Raw genomic sequence first — 19,838 nt, forward strand, 5'->3', positions numbered from 1 at the left:
GCCGTTCGTCCGGAGCATGGAGGTGACGCGACGGTTCTGGGCCGCGGTCGGGGCCGGTGGAGTCCTCTCCGTTCTCGGACTGGTCTTTGCCCGGCCGATCCTGGTTGTTGGTGCGGGGGGGATCTGGGGGCTCGTTGTCGGCGCGCAACTCGTCTTTGTGCTTCGGCTCCTCGCACTCGATCGATCGATGACGATCACCCAGACGCTCGACAGCCCGTTCGTCACCACCCGCGGGACCGTCCGGTGGTCACTCGAAGCGACCCTCGCTCAACCAACTCCACTCGAGGTGTCCATCGTGCCGACGTTTCCGGTGACTCTTGACGTCTCGAAACAGCCACGTGTGACGATCCCACCGGGAGAGACGGGGGGGTGGGCGGACGCCACGGTGACCGCGACGGTTGCCGGGACGACGACGATCCCACGGCCGACCGTTGCAGTCTCGGGCACCTGGGGGCTGTTCGGCGAACAGTTTCGCCGCGGACCGACGACGGACCTCACCGTCGAACCTCGACAGGTCGGTGACGTTCACGTCGGGCAGGGTGGCGAGTCGGTGATCGCGACGCCGGGTGGCAGGCATCGGACTGGCGAAATCGGATCCGGTATCAGCCCGGCGGAAGTCCGCGAGTACGTTCCAGGGGACACTGTCAGTGACATCGACTGGAAGGCAACGGCACGCCTGGCGTCCCCGCATGTCCGGGAGTTCGAAGTCGAGACCGACCGGCAGACAGTCCTGCTTTTCGACCGCCGGAGTCGGCTGGAAAGCGGCCCTGGCGGCGAATCGATGCTCGCATATCTCCGGGAGGTGGCACTCAGGTTTGTCTCGGCCGCGGCGAACCTCGACGATCCGCTCGGGCTCTATGCGATCGGTGACGGCGGTGTGACGGACGAAGTCATGCCGCGGGCGGACGAACGGACCTACGAACACATCCGGTCACGACTCCAGACCGCGACGCCGACCGGTGGGGCCGAGACGGCGGATGCTTCGACAGCGATGGAGGCCGATCTGATCGGTCCCGGAACCGCCCGGCGGAACGCGACACGGCTTCGCGAGGCGGCGTCCCCGTACGCCCGGTCTCTCCACCCGTTCTTCGCGGACGGCACCCGGTACGTCCGGCAGATCGCCGATCGACCGCTGTTTGGGGCTGGGAAAGCCTACCTGCCCCGGATCGACGGCGAGATGTGGGTCGTTATATTCACTGACGACCGTGACCGAACCGAGGTGCGAGAGACAGTCAAACTGGCCAGAGAGCACGGGAGACGGGTCGTGGTATTTCTTGCGCCGGGGGCGCTGTTCGAGACGGAGCTGGTCGGTGATCTCGATGCTGCGTATACCTCCTACCGTGGGTTCGAGGAATTCAGGCAGACACTCGCTGGACTCGATCGGGTCGAGGCGTACGAAGTTGGGCCAGGTGATCGCGTGGAAGCACTGCTTTCAACACGCCGCGAGCAAGGGGGACGACAATGACTGATCAGGACGCCGTTGTCCCAGGAGATCAGTTGGTTGATAGGGGTCACTCTCGGAGGACCTATCCATGAGTGTCGTGGGAACTGACTGGCGCGGTGCGGATCGACGTCACACGCGTGCCGGTGTGGCGATCGTTGCGGTGGCGCTCCTGCATCTCCTGGTCCTGTCTGTCGGGTCCATTCGTCCGGTCCCGGACGGTGTCGTTCTGGAAGCGACGGTGGTGATCGCACTCGCGGCCGGCGGGCTCAGCAGTGATGGCTCGTCGCGGGTAGCCGTCGCGATGGCGCTCTCGTATGGGTTCGCGGCCGGCGTGGCGCTGGTGGCGATCACCCACCTCGCCCTCCCGTGGGCGGCGGTCGGCGTCGGGACACTCGCTGCCGTCGTCCTCTATGGCGTCCATCGGTACGCACTCCTTCGGCTCGGTCTCCTGGAGGGATCCTCGTGAGCGAAGCATCGACCGACACCGACGGCCCCGCTCAGGACGACCGAACGCTGGCCGCCGAACTCGAAGTCCTTCGCGAGGAGAACAGACGGCTTCGTCGCGAGTATTCCCGGGCGAGGCAGGCGGAATATACGCAGATGGCAGCGATACTCGCGGGGCTCGGTGTGGTCGGTTTCCTCGGCGGTGTGGTATATCCGTCCGCCCAGACGGTCCTGTTCGCCTTCGGCGGGACGGGGGTGTTTCTGGCGTCGTTGCTGTATTTTCTGACGCCGGAGCGGTTCGTCCCGGCGACGCTCGGGGCGGACATATACGCGACCCTGTCCCAGAGCGAAGCGGAGATCGTCGCCGGGCTCGGCCTGACTGACACCCGTGTCTACGTCCCGACCGACGACGACTCGGTTCGGCTGTTCGTTCCACAGCGAGCCGACTACCGGCTCCCGGACGAGACTCACCGGGGGGATCCTTTCGTCGTCACCGAGGAGCCGGCCGAACGCGGGATCACCTTCCCCGCAACCGGTGACCCGCTCTATGAAACCTATACCGATGTCTCTACAACAGGCGGGGCAGGGATCGAGACGACGGTCGAACGACTGGCCGATGCGCTCCTCGAGCAGTTCGAGCTCGTCGACACCGTGGAGACTGACGTCGCCGAGGGGCGAGCGTCCCTCGGCGTCACCGGAAGCCTCTATGGACGTCTCGACCGGGTCGACCATCCCGTGGTGTCGTTTCTTGCGGTCGGGATCGTCCGTGATCGCGATCGTCCCGTGACGGTCGCGGTCGAGACGCCCGACAACGACCGGGTCGAGTATCTCGTGACCTGCACCTGGCCAGCGGAGTGAGTCCCGGTTGCAGCCAGTAGGACGGACTCCGGATGGAGGGTGGCCGTCTCAATCGACGCTCGCCGCGGGTTCGTCCTCGACGACGAGCTCCCGGCTCGGTGGCTCGATCGAGTCGATGATCTCTTCGACGACTGCCCCGGTTTCGAGGTCGCTCAACTCCGCGTCGGTACTCAACACCAGCCGGTGAGAGAGGATCGGTTCGGCGAGGGACTTGACGTCGCTGGGGATCACGTACGCCCGATCCTGGATCGCGGCCCTGGCTTTGGCAGTGTTAAGAAACGCGATCGATGCCCGGGGCGAGGCCCCGTACTCGACGTGTGACGATGTCCGGGTTGCCTCGACCAGGTCCAGGATGTACTCCTGGACTGCTTGGGCGACGTAGGTGTCGGCCACCCGTTCCTGGGCCTCGCGGATCTCCTCGGCAGTCACGACGCGTTCAGCCCGGGACGGTCCGAGATCGGGGTCCGCGTCGAACCGCCGGAGGAGTTCCGTTTCGTCGTCACGGTCCGGGAGCCCGGCGATGAGCTTCATCTGGAATCGGTCACGCTGGGCTTCGGGGAGTTCGAACGTCCCCTCCATTTCGATCGGGTTCTGCGTGGCGACGACGATGAACGGATCCGGGAGTTCGAGGGTCTCCCCCTCTATCGTGACGTGGCGTTCCTGCATCGCTTCCAGCAACGCCGACTGCGTCTTCGGCGTCGCCCGGTTGATCTCGTCCGCGACGACCACGTTTGCGAACACCGGGCCACGCTGGAGTTCGAACTGGCCGGTCCCTTCCCGGTAGATCGAGGTCCCGGTGATGTCCGCGGGGAGGATGTCAGGCGTCATCTGGATGCGATTGGACTCCAGTCCAGTCGCCCGCGCGAAGAGGTCTGCAAGCGTCGTCTTCGCGACGCCAGGGACCCCTTCGAGTAGCACGTGGCCGTCGGTGAGCAGGGCGATCGTCAGCCGTTCGACGAGATCCTCGTTGCCGATGAGCACGGACCCGACTTCCGCCTGGACGGCGTCGTGGATCTCGGCGGGGTCACTCATTGCCTCTCCGTTGGCGTCGCCGTCGTATAATGGCTTTCGTCACACGTGAGACCTGCTCGTCGTCCCAGTCCGGATGGCGATCCCGGATGAACGCATCCAGGTCTTCCGCGTCGAGGTCGATCCGGGGCCGGTCTCGGTCGCCACGTCCGACGGATGCGAACAACCGCTCGCGCCAGAATGCCGGTGCGAACAGCCGCGGGAACTGGTACCACATCGAGAAGCCGCCGAACACCGCGAGGCCGACCACCACCTGAAGTAGCGGCGTCTGACGGAGCGAGAGCACGATCAACGGGACGACCGGGAGTGAACGACCCTGGGAGTAATCCAGGATGGCCCGGCCGCTGTCGTCGACGATCCCGCTCACCAACGCTTGATTATCCGTCCGCTCCAGCATGGCGTTCGTAAACATGCTCGCGTCCCCGGAGACGATCACGGTCCCGGCACCGACGGATTCGACCGTCGCGACCGGCCGTCGACCGAGCGTCTCGTCGTCGTCGAGCGTCCCGTTCCCGTTCGCATCGAGGTACGCTGTCGCCCGGGTCGACAGGAGTGGCTGGGCGGCGTTCGGCTCGACCGTCGCCGCGTGGTTGAGGGTCACCCTCTCGACGCCGTCGAGCAAACGGCCCGCTGCCGTCCGCACGTCGTCCGTCGCGTTGTCGTCGATCGTCGCCGGCACGACTACCGGCAGGGCGGACGACCGGTAGTTCGATTGCTCGTCCCGGAGGACGCGAGGGCCGAGTCGGGCGTCCGCATCGATCGACGCGAGAAGGGGGTTGGCCCGTGATCCGTTCTCCGCAGCGACGACCACCGTCCCCCCGTTGGCCAGGAACCGGTTCAGCCGTGCGGTATCGGCGGCTTCGTATGCCGAGATCGGAGCGAGTACGAAGCTGACTGCATCTTTCGCCGACCTGTCTTCGTACGGTGCGGTGTCCAGGGCGATCGACGTGTCGACGCCTTCCGCTTCGATCTGCGATCGGAGATCCGAGACGCCATCCCACCCCTGGTTGTACACCGAATACGGTGCTGCCGAGGTACTCATCGCGACCACGAGCCCGATGTTCGCCCCGAGCAGGACGACGACCAGCGTGAACCGCGGGCCCCAGACCAACACCGTCCGCCAGTTCATAGTCCGGCCCCCATAGCGAGAATCTCCGGGAGCACTCGCTCGACCAGTTCCGACGGCAGCAGTTCGATAGTTCGGCGCAACACGATCAGTCCAAAGACGACGGATCCACCGGCCATGAACCACTTCAGTCGACTGCGCCACGTCGGGGTCGTGGCAACTGGCGTCGTCAATCCGATGATTACGATCAATCCGAACCACGAGACCGAAACATACAGATCCAGCGACAGCGCTCCGAGTGCCGCCAGCGTGAGGAGGGCGCCGAGCATCCACAGCGCCTGGGCGTAGATAAACTGCTGTCGCCGACGCGTAGGCATCGCTACCGTCATTACCACGTAGTCCGGTTAGAATCTAACGACCTTTCGATCGTTCCCGTCTCTAGCGCGGCCACCTACTGTGACCGACGACGCTGGCGATACACTCCCGTGGATCGATGGCTGTTGTTTGCAGCACGGTCACGTCCGCTGGATCTGCGACCTATGGCATCAGATGGTACTCAATGGAACTCAGCGGCAAAGCTTATGTACCTGTAGGCTGTATGTATAGTTGACCGATGACAGACGAGGACGACGGCTTCCCATGGCCGCCGGCGATGTTCACGGAAGCGAGCGAGAAGGCGCTCGAGCAGCAACAGGAGTTCCTCCAGCAGATGACTGGTGGAGGGGCTGCCGGACTGGACATGAACCAGCTCGGGACGATGAGTCAGCTGGCGACGTTCAAGACCCGTGTTCAGAGCGGCGGTCGGCTGTCGATCCCGGACGCCGAGCGTGAGGCGCTGGACATCGAGGAAGGCGACATCGTCCAGGCCGTCGTCCTGCCGGTCAAACGCAACCGGAGTGACTAACCCATGACAGACTACACCACACCCGTCACGACCGCATTCGAAGCACAGCGCGCAACCATCGAGCAGAGTCAAAAGGCCGTCGAGCAGGGCGTCAAACTCCAGCAGCGGATGAACGATGCCGTCCTGGGCAGCCTCGAGAGCCAGGAGTCCGCCCAGCGTCGCGGCGTCGAGTTGAGCCAGACGGCGATCCACACGTACCTCGACACGCTCGAAACGAGCGTCCCCGGCGTCGAGCCGGCCGTCGAGGAGATCCGGTCCACCGTCGACGAGCAGTTCGAATTCCTGCTCGAGAACCACGCCGAAGCCTTCGACGCCGTCGAGGAGGAACTCGGCGAGGGCGTCGACGCCTACGACGAGATGACGGCCGACTCGCTGTCCGCGCTCGACGACCAGCTCTCGATGCTGATCGAGGCCCATGAGGATCTCGAAACCCAGTCGGTCGAAGCCGTCGAAGGCATGGCCGACCAGGTCGAGGACCTCCAGGAGCAGGTCGAGGAAGTCAGCGACCAGATCCAGGACGTGCAGGAACAGGCCGCTGAGGCCGTCGACGCCTGAGGTAGTACGTAGTTTTTTCTTTCAAGCGCACACGTGATAACTCATGAGCGATAAGAACGCGGACGTCGGGGCGGAGTACAGTGAGATGGTCGAGGAGATGAACGAGGCCCTCGCGGAGTCGGTCGAACAGAACATGCAGGCCCAGGCGGCGTTCGTCGAATCGTGGTCCGATGCCCTCTCGGATTCGGTGATGGAAGACGACGATTTCACCGACGGTATTGAGGGGTACAACCAGGCGACGGAAGTCTGGATGGACGCCGCCGAACGGATGTTCGAACGGTCGGCCGACGCCGCACAAGGCGAGGAGGTCGACCCCACCGAGTTCCGTGACATCTGGCTGTCCTCGGCCAACGAGGCCGCAAAGGAGATCATGGGCACGAGCGCGTTTGCTGCCGCCAACGGCCAGCTCATCCAGTCCATGCTGGACATGCGCCAGCAGGCCGACGACTTCAGCCAGGAGACCATCGCCGAGCTCGGTTTCCCCACTCGCGGGGATGTCGAAGAGATCGGTGAACGCCTGGTCGAACTCGAACGCCGCCAGCATGCGGTCGAGGAGAAACTCAACCGGATTCTCGAGGCCGTAGAGGAGTGATCCCCATGGCAGATCCACTCAGCGCCGCACTGGACGTCCAGCGCCGGGCGCTCGAGGAGATGCAGGAGGCCGGCGAGACCGCCGACGTTCTCGACGAGCGCCTCGAAACCATGGCCGACGTCGAAGTCGGGGGGACCCCCGCCGACGTCGTCTACGAGGAGAACAAACTCCAACTCCTCCACTATGATCCCGAAGCGGCGGGTATCGACATTCCCGAGGAGGAACGCGAGGACGTGCCGATCCTCGTCGTCTACGCGCTGATCAACAAACCCTACATTCTCGATCTGCAGCCCGATCGGTCCGTCGTCCGTCGCTTGCTGGAAGCGGGCCACGATGTCTACCTGATCGACTGGAACGAGCCCTCGCGGCTCGACCAGCACCTCACGCTTGAGGATTACGTCGACCGCTATATCGAAAACTGCGTCGACACTGTCCGGGAGCGCTCGGGCCAGGATGCGATCAACATCCTTGGATACTGCATGGGTGGCACGATGAGCGTGATGTACGCCGCGCTTCACCCGGCGAAGGTCAACGCCCTCGGGCTGATGGCGACCGGACTCTACTTCGAGAACTCCGGTGGCGTCCTCGAACAGTGGGGTGCCGAGGAGTACTACGACCCCGCGAAGGTGACCGAGACCTTCGGGAACGTCCCCTCGGAGTTCTTAGACGAAGGGTTCGCGCTGATGGACCCGATCGACAACTACGTCACCAAGTACGTCCGCTTCGTCGAGAACCTCGACAACGAGGACTTCGTGAAGAACTTCGCCCGGATGGAACAGTGGCTCGAAGAGGGCGTCGACGTCGCCGGCACGACCTACACGCAGTTCCTCGAGGACATCTACCAGGGCAACAAGCTCTACGAGAACGAACTGTACCTCGGCGACCAGCACGTCGACATCGACAACATCGACATGCCGATACTGCAGATCGTCGGCGAGTACGATCATCTCGTCCCGCCGGCGGCGAGCAAGCCGTTCAACGACGTGATCGCGAGCGACGACACCGACATCATCGAGTACTCGACGGGCCACGTCGGCATGGCCGTCTCCTCGAGTACCCACGAGGACGTCTGGCCCCAGGTCGCCGAGTGGTTCAGCGAGCGCTCGCAGCTCGACGAGGCGGAGTCAGCCGACGAGGAGTCCGAGGAAACTGAGGAACGCACCGAGGAGACCCCGGAGCCGGCCGAGGATGCCGAGGAGACCCCGGAGCAGGCAAAGGACACCGAAGCGTCCCCCGATGTCGAGACGATCGACGGGATCGGCCCGACCTACGCCGAGCGGCTCGAGGCGGCCGGATTCGAGACGGTCGACGATCTGGCCGAATCCGATCCCGAGACGGTTGCCGAGGCCGCCGAGGCACCGCTCGGCCGCGTCGAGGACTGGTTCGAAGCCATCGAGTGAGGCCATCTCCCCTTTTGAATATCGAGAGCTGACGGTCAGCACACCCCCAGCCGGCGGTCCGTGTTTCGACGGCCCATCCGACATGGCTGACGCCGATGACTGTCAGTGTGGAACGAACCCCTGAACCGTCAGTCACCGATTTCGGAAACGGTGCGTTCGAGTTCTACATCGGGGTGAAACAGGTCTTCGACGGGAACCTCGAAGAACGCTGCCAGTTTGAACACCAGTTCAACCGATGGGTCGTACCGGTTGCCTTCGACGGCATTGATCGTCTGTCGGGTGACCGCGACGTGTTCGGCGAGGGCCCGCTGGCTGAGCCCGGACGCCTCGCGATACTCCGTGAGTGAGTTGTCCACCGTGATCACCTCTGGCTACGGAGCACGACGAGGAACGCGCCGTAGATCAGATAGAGAACGGCGACGAACATGGCGATCGCGGTGCTCCAGGGCTGCCACTCGAATTTGTCCACCCCCCACGCGAAGGTGAGTGTGGGGAACACTAACATGGAGCTTATTCCCAACAGCGATAGCGTCCACTCGGCGGCCTCCCGGGAAATCTGCTCGTCGCGTTCGTCAAACACTGGCCGTTCCGTCCGGTACATAGCGACCATCACACCGGTTATAGCGAGGCCGAATACGGTGACGCCGACCAGTGGCCGTTCCAGCACGGTGAAGCCGGCGAGGGCAACCGCGCCGACGACCGTCAAGCCGGCGACCACACGTCGGATCCGAGACGGTCGTTCGAGGAATCCGCTCATCGTTCCTCCGCGCGGAACCACTCGATGAGTGGCCGAAACGACAGCAGGTTGTTCAGGGTACCCGCGCTAACACCGAACAACCGCCCAGCGCCCATCGATGCGTTCGAATCGTGCGTGTGTTGTGTCGTTGCCATTGTTTTGACCCGTCAAACACTCTTGTCGGAAAGAGTGTTTTACAGTAAAACGGTTTTGACGTAGTAAAATAAGTTTTACGGGTCGTGACTGAATGAAGTCAGTCACCCCGAACTGGATCGATTCGAGCGTTTCGTCGGACGAAACTGTCGTATCGAGGGAGCTGGTAAAATCGCCCTCGCGTCGCGCTGGTCGCTGGTGAGTACTTTCACCCCGGTTTGGGAACCTTCTTGAGGGAGTGCGCACAACAAATGCTACCATAATGGCTCGCGCGGAGAACACGGAGTTCATCGATCTCTTCGAGGAGTTCTATCGCGATTACTACCGCAACGAGATCGGCGAGCTCGCCCAGAAATACCCCAACGACCAGAAGTCGCTGTTCGTCGACTACCAGGACCTCTATCGGTTCGACCCCGACCTGGCGGAGGACTACCGCAACAAACCCGACCAGCTCCAGGAGTACGCCGAGGAAGCCCTCCGGCTGTTCGACCTGCCGATCGACGTGAAGCTCGGCCAGGCTCACGTCCGGATGACCAACCTCCCGGAGTCGACGGATATCCGGGATATTCGAGCCGACCACCGCGGCCAACTCGTCAGCATCCAGGGCATCATCCGGAAGGCCACCGAGGTCAGACCCAAGATCACCGACGCCGCCTTCGAATGCCAGCGCTGTGGCACGCTCACTCGCATCCCCCAATCGACCGGCGACTTCCAGGAACCACACGAGTGTCAGGGCTGTGAACGCCAGGGCCCCTTCCGGATCAACTTCGACCAGTCGGAGTTCATCGACGCCCAGAAGCTCCGGGTGCAGGAATCCCCGGAAGGGCTGCGTGGCGGGGAGACGCCACAGAACATCGACGTCAACATCGAGGACGACATCACCGGCCACGTCACCGCGGGCGATCACGTCCGGGTAACGGGCGTGCTCAAACTCGATCAGCGTGGCAACGACCGCGAGAAGTCGGCCATGTTCGACGTCTACATGAACGGCGTCAGCGTCGAGATCGAGGACGAGGAGTTCGAGGAGATGGACATCGACGAGGACGACAAGAAGGAGATCGTCGCCCTCTCGGAAGAGTCCGACATCTACGAGCAGATGACCGACTCCATCGCCCCCTCGATCTACGGCTACGACCAGGAGAAACTCGCGATCGCCCTCCAACTTTTCTCAGGAGTGACAAAACACTTGCCTGATGAATCGCGGATACGTGGGGATCTGCACGTGCTTCTAATCGGGGACCCTGGTACCGGGAAGTGCCTCGATGCCGACACGAACGTGCAACTCGCCGATGGGACCACGAGCGCGATCGGCGAACTCGTCGAGGCGAACCTCGACGATCCCAAGCCCGTCGACGACGGCGTCTGGGATCACGCGTCGATCCCGCTGCCGACGCTCGCACCCGACGGGTCGCTCACAACGGCCGAGGCGACTAAAGTTTGGAAGCGGGAGGCTCCTGAGCACCTGTATCGGATCCGGACCGAGAGCGGCAAGGAACTCGATGTGACGCCGTCCCATCCGCTGTTCGTCCAGCAGGACGGGACGCCGACGGCGATGGAAGCTGAGAATCTTGAAGAAGGTGAGTTCGTTGCTACGCCGCGATCAGTTCCGACGGCAGGGGACGATCGAATCGAGGCGGACCATCGCGAGTCTCAGTCGCCCAACGCCGTGCGGTTTTCGGCACCCGATACGTGGACACCCTCACTTGCTCGGCTCGTGGGGTACATCGTCGCGGAAGGCCACGTGGTCCATCGGGCGGACAACACTGCTGACCTGCGGATCACGAATGAGGACGAGCCAGTCTTGGAAGATGCCCGGGCGGCCTTCGAGGCGCTTGACTTGCCCTACTCCGAGGATGTGCGAGAAGAATCTGGTGTCACTCGTCTTCGCTGTCACTCAAGCGAATTTGTCAGCTTTCTCGAAGCTATCGAGCCGGCGATTCTCGAAAACTCCGCATACCAACGCGTCCCGGAAAGAATCAAACAAGCGAGCGATTCCATCCGTCGGGCGTTCCTGCGGGCGTATGTCGAAGGGGAAGGCCACGTGGCCGCGTCCGAACGTGAACTCACCGTCGCCTCGATGAGCGAAGCGCTACTCGAAGACGTGCGCTGCCTCCTCACCACGCTCGGTATCGACGCAAGCATCCACGAACGCGTCAACGGGAGCTACCGTCTCCGCATCAGTGGGGACGACTTCGGTCACTATGTTTCGGCAGTTGGCTTCGTCACCGACCGGAAACAGCTCGCTGCGGAGTCCTACGAAGGGACGGCCGGGAATACGAACCGCGATGTCGTTCCTGTCTCTGGAGACACGTTGCGTGAGGTCCGTGAAGCTCTCGCGCTCACACAAACAGATTGCGGCGTTCCAAGAACCACCTACCAGCATTACGAGCGCGGCGATCGAAACCCGAGTCGCGGATCGCTCCGCGCCGTCGTCGACGCGTTCGAGAAGCGACTCGCGTGGCTGAAAGACCAGCGGGAGGGGCTCGCCGCTGAGGACTGGGAGACGATCGTCGAACTGCGGGACGAACTCTCCATCTCACAGCAATCGCTCGCCGACGGGATGGACGTTACCCAGACGGCGATCAGCTACTACGAGCGTAACGAGGTCGCACCCGACGGCGGTGAGACGGTCGCTGCCAGCTCAGTCATCAATGACCGACTCGAAGAAGCGCTTGCCGTCGAATCCACTGTCGACCGATTGGACGACCTCGCCACGAACGACGTTCGCTGGGATCGCATCGCCTCGATCGAAGCGGTCGAACCCGACGACGAGTGGGTGTACGACCTCGAAGTCGAGGGCACTCACAGCTACGTTTCCAACGGTGTCGTCTCGCACAACTCCCAGATCCTCCAGTACATTCGCCACATCGCACCGCGGTCAGTTTTCACGTCGGGGAAGGGGTCCAGCTCGGCAGGGCTCACCGCTGCGGCTGTTAGAGATGACTTCGGCGACGGCCAGCAGTGGACGCTCGAGGCCGGCGCGCTGGTGTTGGCCGACCGCGGGATCGCCGCCGTAGACGAGTTAGACAAGATGCGGTGCGTTACTGGGGATACTCTCGTGCAGGCGGGTGACGGACGACGACGAATCCGCGAACTGGCCGGCGAAACTGCCGAAGCGGGATCAATCGAGGAACTCCCGAACGGGCGCACGATACGGGACGTCGATATCGACGTATGGACGATGACCGATGACGAGACGTTGACGCGACGCCCAGTGACGGCCATCCACGAGTACGACGCACCCGAGACACTCTACGAGGTGACGCTTTCGACCGGCGAAGAAGTGACTGTCACGCCGGATCATCCGTTCTTCATCGAACAGGCCAGCGGGAGAGTCGAGACACCTGCCGAAGACCTGCAACCGGGCGATCTCGTTTTCGTCCCGGAAGGCTCAGCGATGGCAACTGACGGTGGAATAGCCCAAATCGACACCTCATCCGATCGCCTTGGCCCGGCGGAATCCGGACTCGGCGATATCGGGCTTCGAACGATCGAAAACGTCGAGAGCGTCCCGGACCACGACTACGATTCAGTTTACGACCTGACTGTCGAAGGCACCCACAATTTCCTCGCCAACGGAATGGTCGTCCATAATTCCGAGGACCGCTCTGCCATGCATGAAGCCCTCGAACAACAAAGTATTAGCATCTCAAAGGCTGGAATAAACGCCACACTCAAATCCCGCTGTTCGTTGCTCGGGGCGGCAAACCCCAAGTACGGCCGCTTCGATCAGTACGAGCCCATCGGCGAGCAGATCGACCTCGAGCCGGCGTTGATCTCGCGGTTCGACCTCATCTTCACCGTCACCGACCAGCCCGACGAAGAGGAGGACGCCAAACTGGCCGAGCACATCCTCCGGACGAACTACGCGGGTGAACTCAACACCCACCGGGAGCAAAACAGTACCTCGGACTACAGCGCCGAGGAGGTCGCGAACGTCACCGACACGGTCGCCCCGGAGATCGACCCCGAACTCCTCCGGAAGTACGTCGCCTACGCCAAGCGGAGTTGCTTCCCGACGATGACCGAGGAAGCCAAGGCGGCCATTCGAGACTTCTACGTCGAGTTGCGGACGAAGGGCTCGGGCGAGGACGCGCCGGTGCCCGTGACTGCCCGGAAGCTCGAGGCGCTGGTTCGCCTTGCGGAGGCCAGCGCCCGCGTCCGGCTCTCCGATACCGTCGAGGAAGAAGACGCCGAACGCGTCATCGGGATCGTCCGCTCGTCGCTGGAGGACATCGGGATCGACCCCGAGACGGGCGAACTCGACGCCGACGTGGTCGAAACGGGGACCTCCAAATCACAGCGCGATCGGATCAAGAACATCCGCGGGATCATCGCCGACATCGAGGAGGAGTACGACGAGGGCGCACCGGTCGATGTCGTGATCGAGCGCGCCGAAGAAGTCGGGATGGAGGCTTCAAAGGCCGAACACGAGATCGAGAAACTCAAACAGCAGGGCGAGGTGTACGAACCCCGCACCGATCATCTCCGAACGACCTGAGCAACGCCACTGTCACCCTGGCGCGTGCGTTCCCTGTCCGTCCATCACCAGTCGCTTAGGCTTTGCTGTGCACGTCCTGATACGTCGACCTGAGCGTTGCAGGTGCCACCCCAGCGATGTCCGCAACCTCGCGTTGCGTGACATCGACCTTTCGCTCACGGGCCGCCGTATACAGACACGCTGCTGCCACCCCGCTCGGCGCGCGCCCGCCAGCCAGATTCTCCTCGGAGACGAACGCGGCGAGTTCGCGAGCGCGGCGCTCGACGTCCGTCCGGAGGTCCAGCCTGCTGGCGAATCGTGGCAGGTACTCCCGGGGATCGATCGGCCCGGTTTCCAGCCCCAGTTCGCGATTGACGGCAGCGTAGGCGACCGTCAACTCGTCCTCGCTCGCGTGGGCGACCGTCGCGACCTCTTCGACCGTCCGCGAGACGCCGGCGATCCGGCACACGGCGTAGACCGCGGCGGCGGCCATCCCCTCGATGGAGCGGCCGTGTAACAGTCCCTCCCCCTGGGCTGTTTCGAACAGGACGCAGGCGTCGTCACGGAAGCTTCGGGACAGTGACAGTCGACCGACGAGCCGGCGGATCTCCATGATGCCATACATCAGATTCCGCTCGGCTTTCGAAGCCGTCTGTGACCGTCGGTGTTGTCGGCGCAACCGCGCGATGCGTCGTCGGCGTCGCGGCGGTGCGCCACGGTCGCGACCGATCCGAGTCGACAGCCCGTGATCGTGGCGCGACCGCGAGACCGGTGGTCCGGTACGACGACGGTCACTTGTGTCGTCGTCGAACGACCGCCACTCCGGACCCCGGTCGATCCGTGCTTCGGAGACGACCAGCCCACAGTCGTGGCAGATCGTTTCGCGGCCGTCACGCAGCAGTTCCCCCGAACATTCCGGGCATTCCCCCGATGTGCCTGGAGCGTGCACAGCATACCAAACCAGACAACTATGCGTAATTAATCTACTGATTTCACGCTTGGAAGACACCAACTGTCGTCAGATATTGGCGGCGATGTCGGCCACGATCGACTCCCGTTCGGTGTCTCCAATCCGTGGCCGATCGGTGAACAGGGCGTGGACCGGTCCGGCACTGTCGTCCGGAAACCGCGGGATGACGTGGGCGTGGACGTGCGGAACTTCCTGGCCGGCGGGTTCGCCATTGTTGACGGCGACGGTCGTCGCGGGCGCGTCGACGGCCGCCTCGACGGCAGGGACAACCTCGTGAAGCGCAGCGTAGAACCCCTCGGCTTCCTCGGGCGGGACATCGCCGAGTCGCTCGTGGTGCGCTTTCGGAACCACGAGCGTGTGCCCCTTCGCGAGCGGGTTGGCGTCCAGAAACGCCAGCGCGTCATCAGTTTCGTGAACGGTGTCGCTCGGCACGTCGCCCTCGACGATCGCACAGAACACGCAGTCGGTCATACGCCACCGAACGACCGCCCGTATCAAAAACCGCCGGGTCTGGGGACGATCGGTGCCCCGGGAACGCCGCGGGTAGCTTTTTTAGCGCGCTGGCCGTACATCGGACCGATGACGTTCGAATGTGACCCCGCAATCCAGACGACGTGGTTCCACAGTCCGCTCGAGGACTTCGAGGAGGTCTCCGTCGAGACAGAGATCCGGGAGGATCCACTCACCGGCCGCCAGAGCCGGATCGTCTCGGAGAACTTCGTCCGGCCGGAGGGCGACCCCGACATCGAGGGCGTCGTCGGGGACAGCGAGGGCTGTTTCTTCTGTCCCGAGATGGTCACCGACGCGACGCCGACCTACCCAGATTGGGTGGGGTTCGAGCGCGGCGAGTGGGGCGAGGCGACGTCGTTCCCGAACCTCAACCCCTACGGCGATCACTCCAACGTCGTCGTGCTGACTGAGGATCACTACGTTCCGATCGACGAGTTCACCGTCGAGCAGTTCACCGACGGCCTCGCGGCCGCCCTGGAGTTCGTCGGTGCCGCCTTCGAGTCAGACGCCGCCGACGAGTACGCCTCGATCAACATGAACTTCCTGCGGCCGGCCGGCAGCAGCATCATCCATCCCCACATGCAGACGCTGATCGACGAGTGCGGGACGAACCTCCAGGCCGACCGCGCCCAAGCGGCCCGCGCCTACCGAGATGAACACGACGCCTCCTACTGGGAGGACGCGGTCTCGGAGACGACCGAGACCGACCGATACATCGGCTCGACCGGCGCCGTCGAGTGGGTCGCGCCGTACGCGCCCAAACACCACCGCCACGTCCGCGGCGTCGCACCGGGCGTGGACGTCCCCGACCCGACCGATCCGGTCGTCGAGGACCTGGCGGCCGGGATCGTCAACGTTCTCCGGTACTACGGGTCGGCCGGCCACAACAGTTTCAATCTCGCGATCACGTTCCAGGACGGTGACCTCTCGAACCCGCCGGTGATCGACCTGATCGCGCGGGCGGTCTTCGAGGAGTACTACTGGTCGGACTCACCGTTCTTCGCCACGCTCCACGACGAGAGCGTCGTCGACGTGCCGCCAGAGGACTACGCCGCGGAAGCGGCCGCGTTCTTCTGAGCTGGGCTGATTTTGTCTCAACCGTCGCCGTGAGCCAGGCAGCTACTCCGTCAGCGGGAGCACGATGCCGAACACGAGCGGCGCGATCAGACCGATCAACACGCCGAGGATCTCCAGGTCGAGCAGGAGCGTCGATACCCACCCCTCTAACTGACCGACGAGTGCTGGACCGACGATGTGGCCCAACGCGCCGATCGTCAGGAGGCCAACGCCGAGGAGAAAGCTGTTTTTCGTCCACGCTGCGTAGTCCATGTTCCGGGTCGGTGCCATCGATCTCGAATATCTCGGGCCAAAGTATAACGATTTCGTCACGCGTCTCGGAAACCTTCGGCGGCAGTCCACGGAGTTACGAACGTCAACGTTGGATCTCTCCCGGTGATCCACTCACTCGAAGACGAATGCTGCGCCAGCAGCACCGACGACGGCCGTCGTGGCGTCACCGGAGAGGGCCAGTGACGCCCCGAAACCCATTTCCGGTCTGTCATCGCCAGTCGTGAGTACCGTCTTTCGGCTCCAGGAGCTTCCCGACCGAGTGAAAGCCTCGACGGCATTCTTCCGCTCGCCACTCTCTCTGACGATGAGGGCGGTATCGCCGTCACCGGAGAGCGCGACATTCGCGTTACTCCAGGGGTCCTCCGTGGGGCTGGCTTCGAGTGTCGCCGATCGGGTCCACTCGCAGTCCGCCCACTCGAAGACGGCTGCCGGACCGCCGTAGTCCCCGGTGACCGCCGTCGTTCCGTCAGTCGATATGCCGATCACACCGTCGCGCCTCAGGAAGACGTCATCATCGATCGGGAGCGCCGATGCTTCGGTCCAGGATCCGTCAACGCGCTCGAACACGGAAACCGAACTGCGTCCCTGGGAGGCGACGAATGCTTTCGACCCATCAGCCGTGAGTGCGACGGCCGATCCCACGTGGCTCTGTCCCTGCCATTCGCCGGTGGCGAACTTCGCCGTCTGGTGCCACTCGCCGTCGGATCGCTCGAAGACGAACGCCGCCCCCGGTGCCGGGCCGATCGGGTTCCAGACGGACGCAACCAGGTTTTCGAAGTCCGACCCGCCCGACACCGGCGGCGCACCGCTGCTCCCACTGACAGCGTGGAACGGTGCGCCGGCCAGGACTGTCTCGCCGTCGGCCGAGACCGCGACGGATTCACCGAGTGCATCGGTATACGCTGCAGATCTGTCTGCAGGGTCGGCTGCCATGTCCTCGATCAATCTCGCCCGTTGAATCCACTCTCCGTCGACGCGTTCGAAGACGTACACCGCGCCGGATGGGCGTGTCTCGCGTCGCTCGTCGAACGCGCATCCGACGACAGCTGTCCTGCCGTCAGCCGACAGTGCCACACCGAATCCAAACATAGACTTTTCCTCTATCGTTTCGGGAACGAGCTTCCCGTTTTGGGTCCACGATCCGTCTGTTCGTTCGAAGACGTAGGCAGCGCCTGTTTCCGTCCCGTCGGGCGTGTCTGCTCGAGATGCGCCGACGAGTACTGTCGATCCGTCCGCCGATACCGCGACCTCGTGGCCGAAATTGTCGCCAGTGCCGCCGTCGTCAGCTGTGAGTCCCGTTCGGTCTTCGAAGGATTGGCCCGGAGCGGCGATCCCGCTGCAGCCGGCAACTGCCGTGATACTCGCCGAGCCGAGGAGTGCCAGGGCCCGCCGGCGGTAGATGTCCATATCGAAAATGCACAACGATAGAACAAAAATTATGCTGGTGACCGGCACCTGCCGACCCGTGGTTCCGGTCGATCCGGCGCAGTTGGTCCGAGCCCACCGTCGTCTCGACGCCGACGACGGAACGGAAAGAGTCATAATCGCCGGTTCTCGTAGATCCGTGTATGTTAGATGTTGTAGTCGAGCAACTCACTGGCGTCGCGATGGCACTTTTGGCCGGCGTGTTGACGCTCGTCGGATTTCTCGCAGAATCCGCAGGTTTCGAGAGTCTCGCCGCCGGCCAGCAGATGGTCGGCGTCTGGGAAATCGTCGTCGGCGCGCTCCTCTTGATCGCGGGTGCGAAACTGGTGCGGGACGAAGCCCTGCCGCGGATCATGGCCGTCACCGACGACTCGGCCTGACTCACTGCGCCAGCGGCAACGAATAGCTTTTCTCGCGCTCCCGGACGATATCCCAGGTTCGCTCACACTCACACTCGACCTGCGTGAACACGCTCGGGTCCTGCCGGAGGTTGAAGTCCTTGATCGCCGTCTGGACATGATCGTCACACTCTCCGCAGTTATGCGGTCCCCGGTCGCTACCGTGGCCGACGGGATCCGAGACGACGGTCACGTCTTCTTCGGCCGTTTCCCGGAGGACCTCGGCGACGCTCCAGAGCCATGGCGGGCGGTAGCCGCCGTCGAAGTAGAGCTGTTCGACCATCGTGTAGCGCTGGACGTTCGTCGGGTTCATCGAGACGGTGTGACAGCCCTCGACGGCCGCACATCGCTCGACCGAGGAGATCATGTCCTCGATCGCCTCGTTTTCGCTGAGGAACGGCGGCTTCATGAGGAGATAGGCCTTCACGCCGGCGTCGGCGGCGACCGCCTCCGTGCAGGCGTCCTCGAAGTCGGCGAAGTCGAAGTACTTGTTTACGCAGTCGTGGCGAACCCGATCGGTCGCCGTCTCCAGACCGATCGCCACGTCAGTTTCCAGACCCTGCTCGCGGAAGTCCGCGATCTTCTCCCGATCGACGAAATCGGGGAGCGATTCGACGACGATCCGATTCCGATCACCGAAGGCGTCGGCGATGGCTTGCTGGGTCTCGGCCGGGACCTCGCGCTCGTCGAGGAAGCTCCCAGACGTGTAGATCTTGACCTGCCGGCAGGTGCCGTCGTGGGTCTCGCGCTCCTGTTCGAGTGCGGCATCGATCTGGGCGAGGAGGTCCTCGTGGGCGACCGTCCCGCCGTCGACGCTCTCGGCCACGTAGCCACACATCGTACACCCGCCGGCCCGGGCCCACCGACACCCGCCGGTGTTGAGGACGATCGTCAGCGAATCGACGACGCCGTCGGGCGTGTTGTCCCTGTCGATCCAGACCCGGGTGGGCTCGTCGGGTTCGTAGGACGCGTCGTTGCGGGATCGGATCTCCCGCATCACTTTGTTGTGGGCGTCCATGCCCCGTCCCTGCTCGTAGACGTCCGGACTCGGCTGGCTCATTGGAAGCTGATAGCCGGTCAGTGCCTAAAGCCCCTGCGGGACGACCGGACCCTACTCTTTTCGCTCTTCTTCTGCCCACTCCCGACCTGCCTGTTCGACCCGTTCGCGCTGCTCCGCGGAGATGCCCGACTCGCGTGCCTCCTCCAGCTGGGACTCGATGAGCGAATTGAGTTGTGGGCCCCAGACGTCCGGTGGATTCTCCTGGATATAGGTGACCCATCGCTCGATCTCCGCGCGGCGCTGCTCGCGGTTGCGCTCGTGTTTCTCGGCCAGTGGCTCACTCGAGTCGGTCATACTCGTCCTCGACGCCGAGCGCGTCTACCCATCGTTCGAGTTCGGGTACATTGAACTTTTCTCGAATATCATCGGTATGTTTAGTTAGGCGATTCCCGGGTGGGAACAGCCAGAAAGCCCCGAGTGGCTCCGATCGAGGGTAGCGAGGGACCGTAGTACTACATACAAGA

General features: G+C 63.5%; 22 protein-coding genes. 10 read left to right on the forward strand and 12 right to left on the reverse strand.

The features are described from left to right. The first annotated feature begins 16 nt into the window (after positions 1-16). From HUTA_RS10535 to HUTA_RS10545, 3 genes are all read left to right on the forward strand, one after another. Positions 17-1,465, forward strand: a complete 1,449-nt coding sequence (locus tag HUTA_RS10535; protein WP_015789892.1) for a DUF58 domain-containing protein — start codon at positions 17-19, stop codon at positions 1,463-1,465. A 67-nt stretch (positions 1,466-1,532) separates the two neighbouring features. After that, positions 1,533-1,910: a hypothetical protein gene (locus HUTA_RS10540; protein WP_015789893.1), complete on the forward strand. Its 378-nt coding sequence runs from the start codon at positions 1,533-1,535 to the stop codon at positions 1,908-1,910. Next, on the forward strand, positions 1,907-2,746 hold the full coding sequence (locus HUTA_RS10545) for a hypothetical protein (protein WP_015789894.1): 840 nt from the start codon (positions 1,907-1,909) through the stop codon (positions 2,744-2,746). Before HUTA_RS10540 ends, HUTA_RS10545 begins: the two co-directional genes overlap by 4 nt. Before the next feature lie 48 nt (positions 2,747-2,794). Here the strand turns inward: HUTA_RS10545 and HUTA_RS10550 are convergent, their stop codons facing one another. From HUTA_RS10550 to HUTA_RS10560, 3 genes are read right to left on the reverse strand one after another with little or no spacing between them, the layout of a single operon-like run. Beyond that, positions 2,795-3,778 carry an AAA family ATPase gene (locus HUTA_RS10550; RefSeq protein WP_015789895.1) on the reverse strand — a complete coding sequence of 328 codons (984 nt, stop codon included), beginning with the start codon at positions 3,776-3,778 and terminating at the stop codon, positions 2,795-2,797. Then, positions 3,771-4,904: a DUF4350 domain-containing protein gene (locus tag HUTA_RS10555; RefSeq protein WP_015789896.1), complete on the reverse strand. Its 1,134-nt coding sequence runs from the start codon at positions 4,902-4,904 to the stop codon at positions 3,771-3,773. Before HUTA_RS10555 ends, HUTA_RS10550 begins: the two co-directional genes overlap by 8 nt. Beyond that, positions 4,901-5,218 (reverse strand): hypothetical protein, encoded by a 318-nt coding sequence (locus HUTA_RS10560; RefSeq protein WP_049941321.1) that lies wholly within the window; start codon positions 5,216-5,218, stop codon positions 4,901-4,903. The genes HUTA_RS10555 and HUTA_RS10560 overlap by 4 nt, the downstream gene beginning before the upstream one ends. Positions 5,219-5,454: 236 nt before the next feature. Between HUTA_RS10560 and HUTA_RS10565 the strand changes: the two genes are divergently transcribed. Genes HUTA_RS10565 through phaC form a run of 4 tightly spaced genes read left to right on the forward strand, consistent with a single transcriptional unit; the run spans position 5,455 to position 8,292 of the window. Continuing rightward, positions 5,455-5,745: an AbrB/MazE/SpoVT family DNA-binding domain-containing protein gene (locus HUTA_RS10565; protein WP_015789898.1), complete on the forward strand. Its 291-nt coding sequence runs from the start codon at positions 5,455-5,457 to the stop codon at positions 5,743-5,745. A 3-nt stretch (positions 5,746-5,748) separates the two neighbouring features. After that, positions 5,749-6,300 (forward strand): hypothetical protein, encoded by a 552-nt coding sequence (locus HUTA_RS10570; protein ID WP_015789899.1) that lies wholly within the window; start codon positions 5,749-5,751, stop codon positions 6,298-6,300. Positions 6,301-6,343: 43 nt separating this feature from the next. Then, positions 6,344-6,892, forward strand: coding sequence for a poly(R)-hydroxyalkanoic acid synthase subunit PhaE (locus HUTA_RS10575; protein ID WP_015789900.1), 549 nt, complete (start codon positions 6,344-6,346; stop codon positions 6,890-6,892). Positions 6,893-6,897: 5 nt separating this feature from the next. Beyond that, on the forward strand, positions 6,898-8,292 hold the full coding sequence (gene phaC, locus HUTA_RS10580) for a class III poly(R)-hydroxyalkanoic acid synthase subunit PhaC (RefSeq protein WP_015789901.1): 1,395 nt from the start codon (positions 6,898-6,900) through the stop codon (positions 8,290-8,292). Between the two features lie 128 nt (positions 8,293-8,420). Here the strand turns inward: phaC and HUTA_RS10585 are convergent, their stop codons facing one another. From HUTA_RS10585 to HUTA_RS15635, 3 genes are read right to left on the reverse strand one after another with little or no spacing between them, the layout of a single operon-like run. Next, positions 8,421-8,648 (reverse strand): helix-turn-helix transcriptional regulator, encoded by a 228-nt coding sequence (locus HUTA_RS10585; protein ID WP_015789902.1) that lies wholly within the window; start codon positions 8,646-8,648, stop codon positions 8,421-8,423. A 5-nt stretch (positions 8,649-8,653) separates the two neighbouring features. Then, positions 8,654-9,049, reverse strand: a complete 396-nt coding sequence (locus HUTA_RS10590) for a DUF2178 domain-containing protein (protein WP_015789903.1) — start codon at positions 9,047-9,049, stop codon at positions 8,654-8,656. After that, positions 9,046-9,183 carry a hypothetical protein gene (locus tag HUTA_RS15635; protein WP_015789904.1) on the reverse strand — a complete coding sequence of 46 codons (138 nt, stop codon included), beginning with the start codon at positions 9,181-9,183 and terminating at the stop codon, positions 9,046-9,048. The genes HUTA_RS10590 and HUTA_RS15635 overlap by 4 nt, the downstream gene beginning before the upstream one ends. Positions 9,184-9,443: 260 nt before the next feature. Between HUTA_RS15635 and HUTA_RS10595 the strand changes: the two genes are divergently transcribed. Then, positions 9,444-13,682, forward strand: a complete 4,239-nt coding sequence (locus HUTA_RS10595) for an LAGLIDADG family homing endonuclease (protein WP_015789905.1) — start codon at positions 9,444-9,446, stop codon at positions 13,680-13,682. A 55-nt stretch (positions 13,683-13,737) separates the two neighbouring features. On the opposite strand, the gene HUTA_RS10600 is transcribed toward HUTA_RS10595, so the two are convergent. Then, positions 13,738-14,610, reverse strand: a complete 873-nt coding sequence (locus HUTA_RS10600) for a transcription initiation factor IIB (RefSeq protein WP_015789906.1) — start codon at positions 14,608-14,610, stop codon at positions 13,738-13,740. Positions 14,611-14,679: 69 nt separating this feature from the next. Then, a complete protein-coding gene (locus HUTA_RS10605; protein WP_015789907.1) occupies positions 14,680-15,102 on the reverse strand; it encodes an HIT family protein in 423 nt (140 codons plus the stop codon). Between the two features lie 108 nt (positions 15,103-15,210). Between HUTA_RS10605 and HUTA_RS10610 the strand changes: the two genes are divergently transcribed. Further along, positions 15,211-16,218 carry a hypothetical protein gene (locus HUTA_RS10610; protein WP_015789908.1) on the forward strand — a complete coding sequence of 336 codons (1,008 nt, stop codon included), beginning with the start codon at positions 15,211-15,213 and terminating at the stop codon, positions 16,216-16,218. A 42-nt stretch (positions 16,219-16,260) separates the two neighbouring features. Here HUTA_RS10610 and HUTA_RS10615 read toward each other — a convergent pair whose 3' ends face one another. Further along, positions 16,261-16,488: a DUF7860 family protein gene (locus tag HUTA_RS10615; RefSeq protein ID WP_015789909.1), complete on the reverse strand. Its 228-nt coding sequence runs from the start codon at positions 16,486-16,488 to the stop codon at positions 16,261-16,263. Positions 16,489-16,602: 114 nt separating this feature from the next. Beyond that, positions 16,603-17,898: an FG-GAP repeat protein gene (locus HUTA_RS10620; protein ID WP_015789910.1), complete on the reverse strand. Its 1,296-nt coding sequence runs from the start codon at positions 17,896-17,898 to the stop codon at positions 16,603-16,605. Between the two features lie 161 nt (positions 17,899-18,059). Here HUTA_RS10620 and HUTA_RS10625 point away from each other — a divergent pair, with 161 nt between their 5' ends. Continuing rightward, positions 18,060-18,296 carry a hypothetical protein gene (locus HUTA_RS10625; RefSeq protein ID WP_015789911.1) on the forward strand — a complete coding sequence of 79 codons (237 nt, stop codon included), beginning with the start codon at positions 18,060-18,062 and terminating at the stop codon, positions 18,294-18,296. A 1-nt stretch (position 18,297) separates the two neighbouring features. Here HUTA_RS10625 and HUTA_RS10630 read toward each other — a convergent pair whose 3' ends face one another. Together HUTA_RS10630 and HUTA_RS10635 are read right to left on the reverse strand one after the other, a co-directional pair. After that, positions 18,298-19,374 (reverse strand): archaeosine biosynthesis radical SAM protein RaSEA, encoded by a 1,077-nt coding sequence (locus tag HUTA_RS10630; protein ID WP_015789912.1) that lies wholly within the window; start codon positions 19,372-19,374, stop codon positions 18,298-18,300. Between the two features lie 51 nt (positions 19,375-19,425). Next, the gene (locus HUTA_RS10635) at positions 19,426-19,668 is read right to left on the reverse strand and encodes a hypothetical protein (RefSeq protein ID WP_015789913.1); all 243 of its coding nucleotides are present in this window, start codon (positions 19,666-19,668) and stop codon (positions 19,426-19,428) included. Positions 19,669-19,838 lie beyond the last annotated feature (170 nt).

Origin of the sequence: Halorhabdus utahensis DSM 12940 (genome assembly GCF_000023945.1) — an archaeon.
GTDB lineage: Archaea > Halobacteriota > Halobacteria > Halobacteriales > Haloarculaceae > Halorhabdus > Halorhabdus utahensis.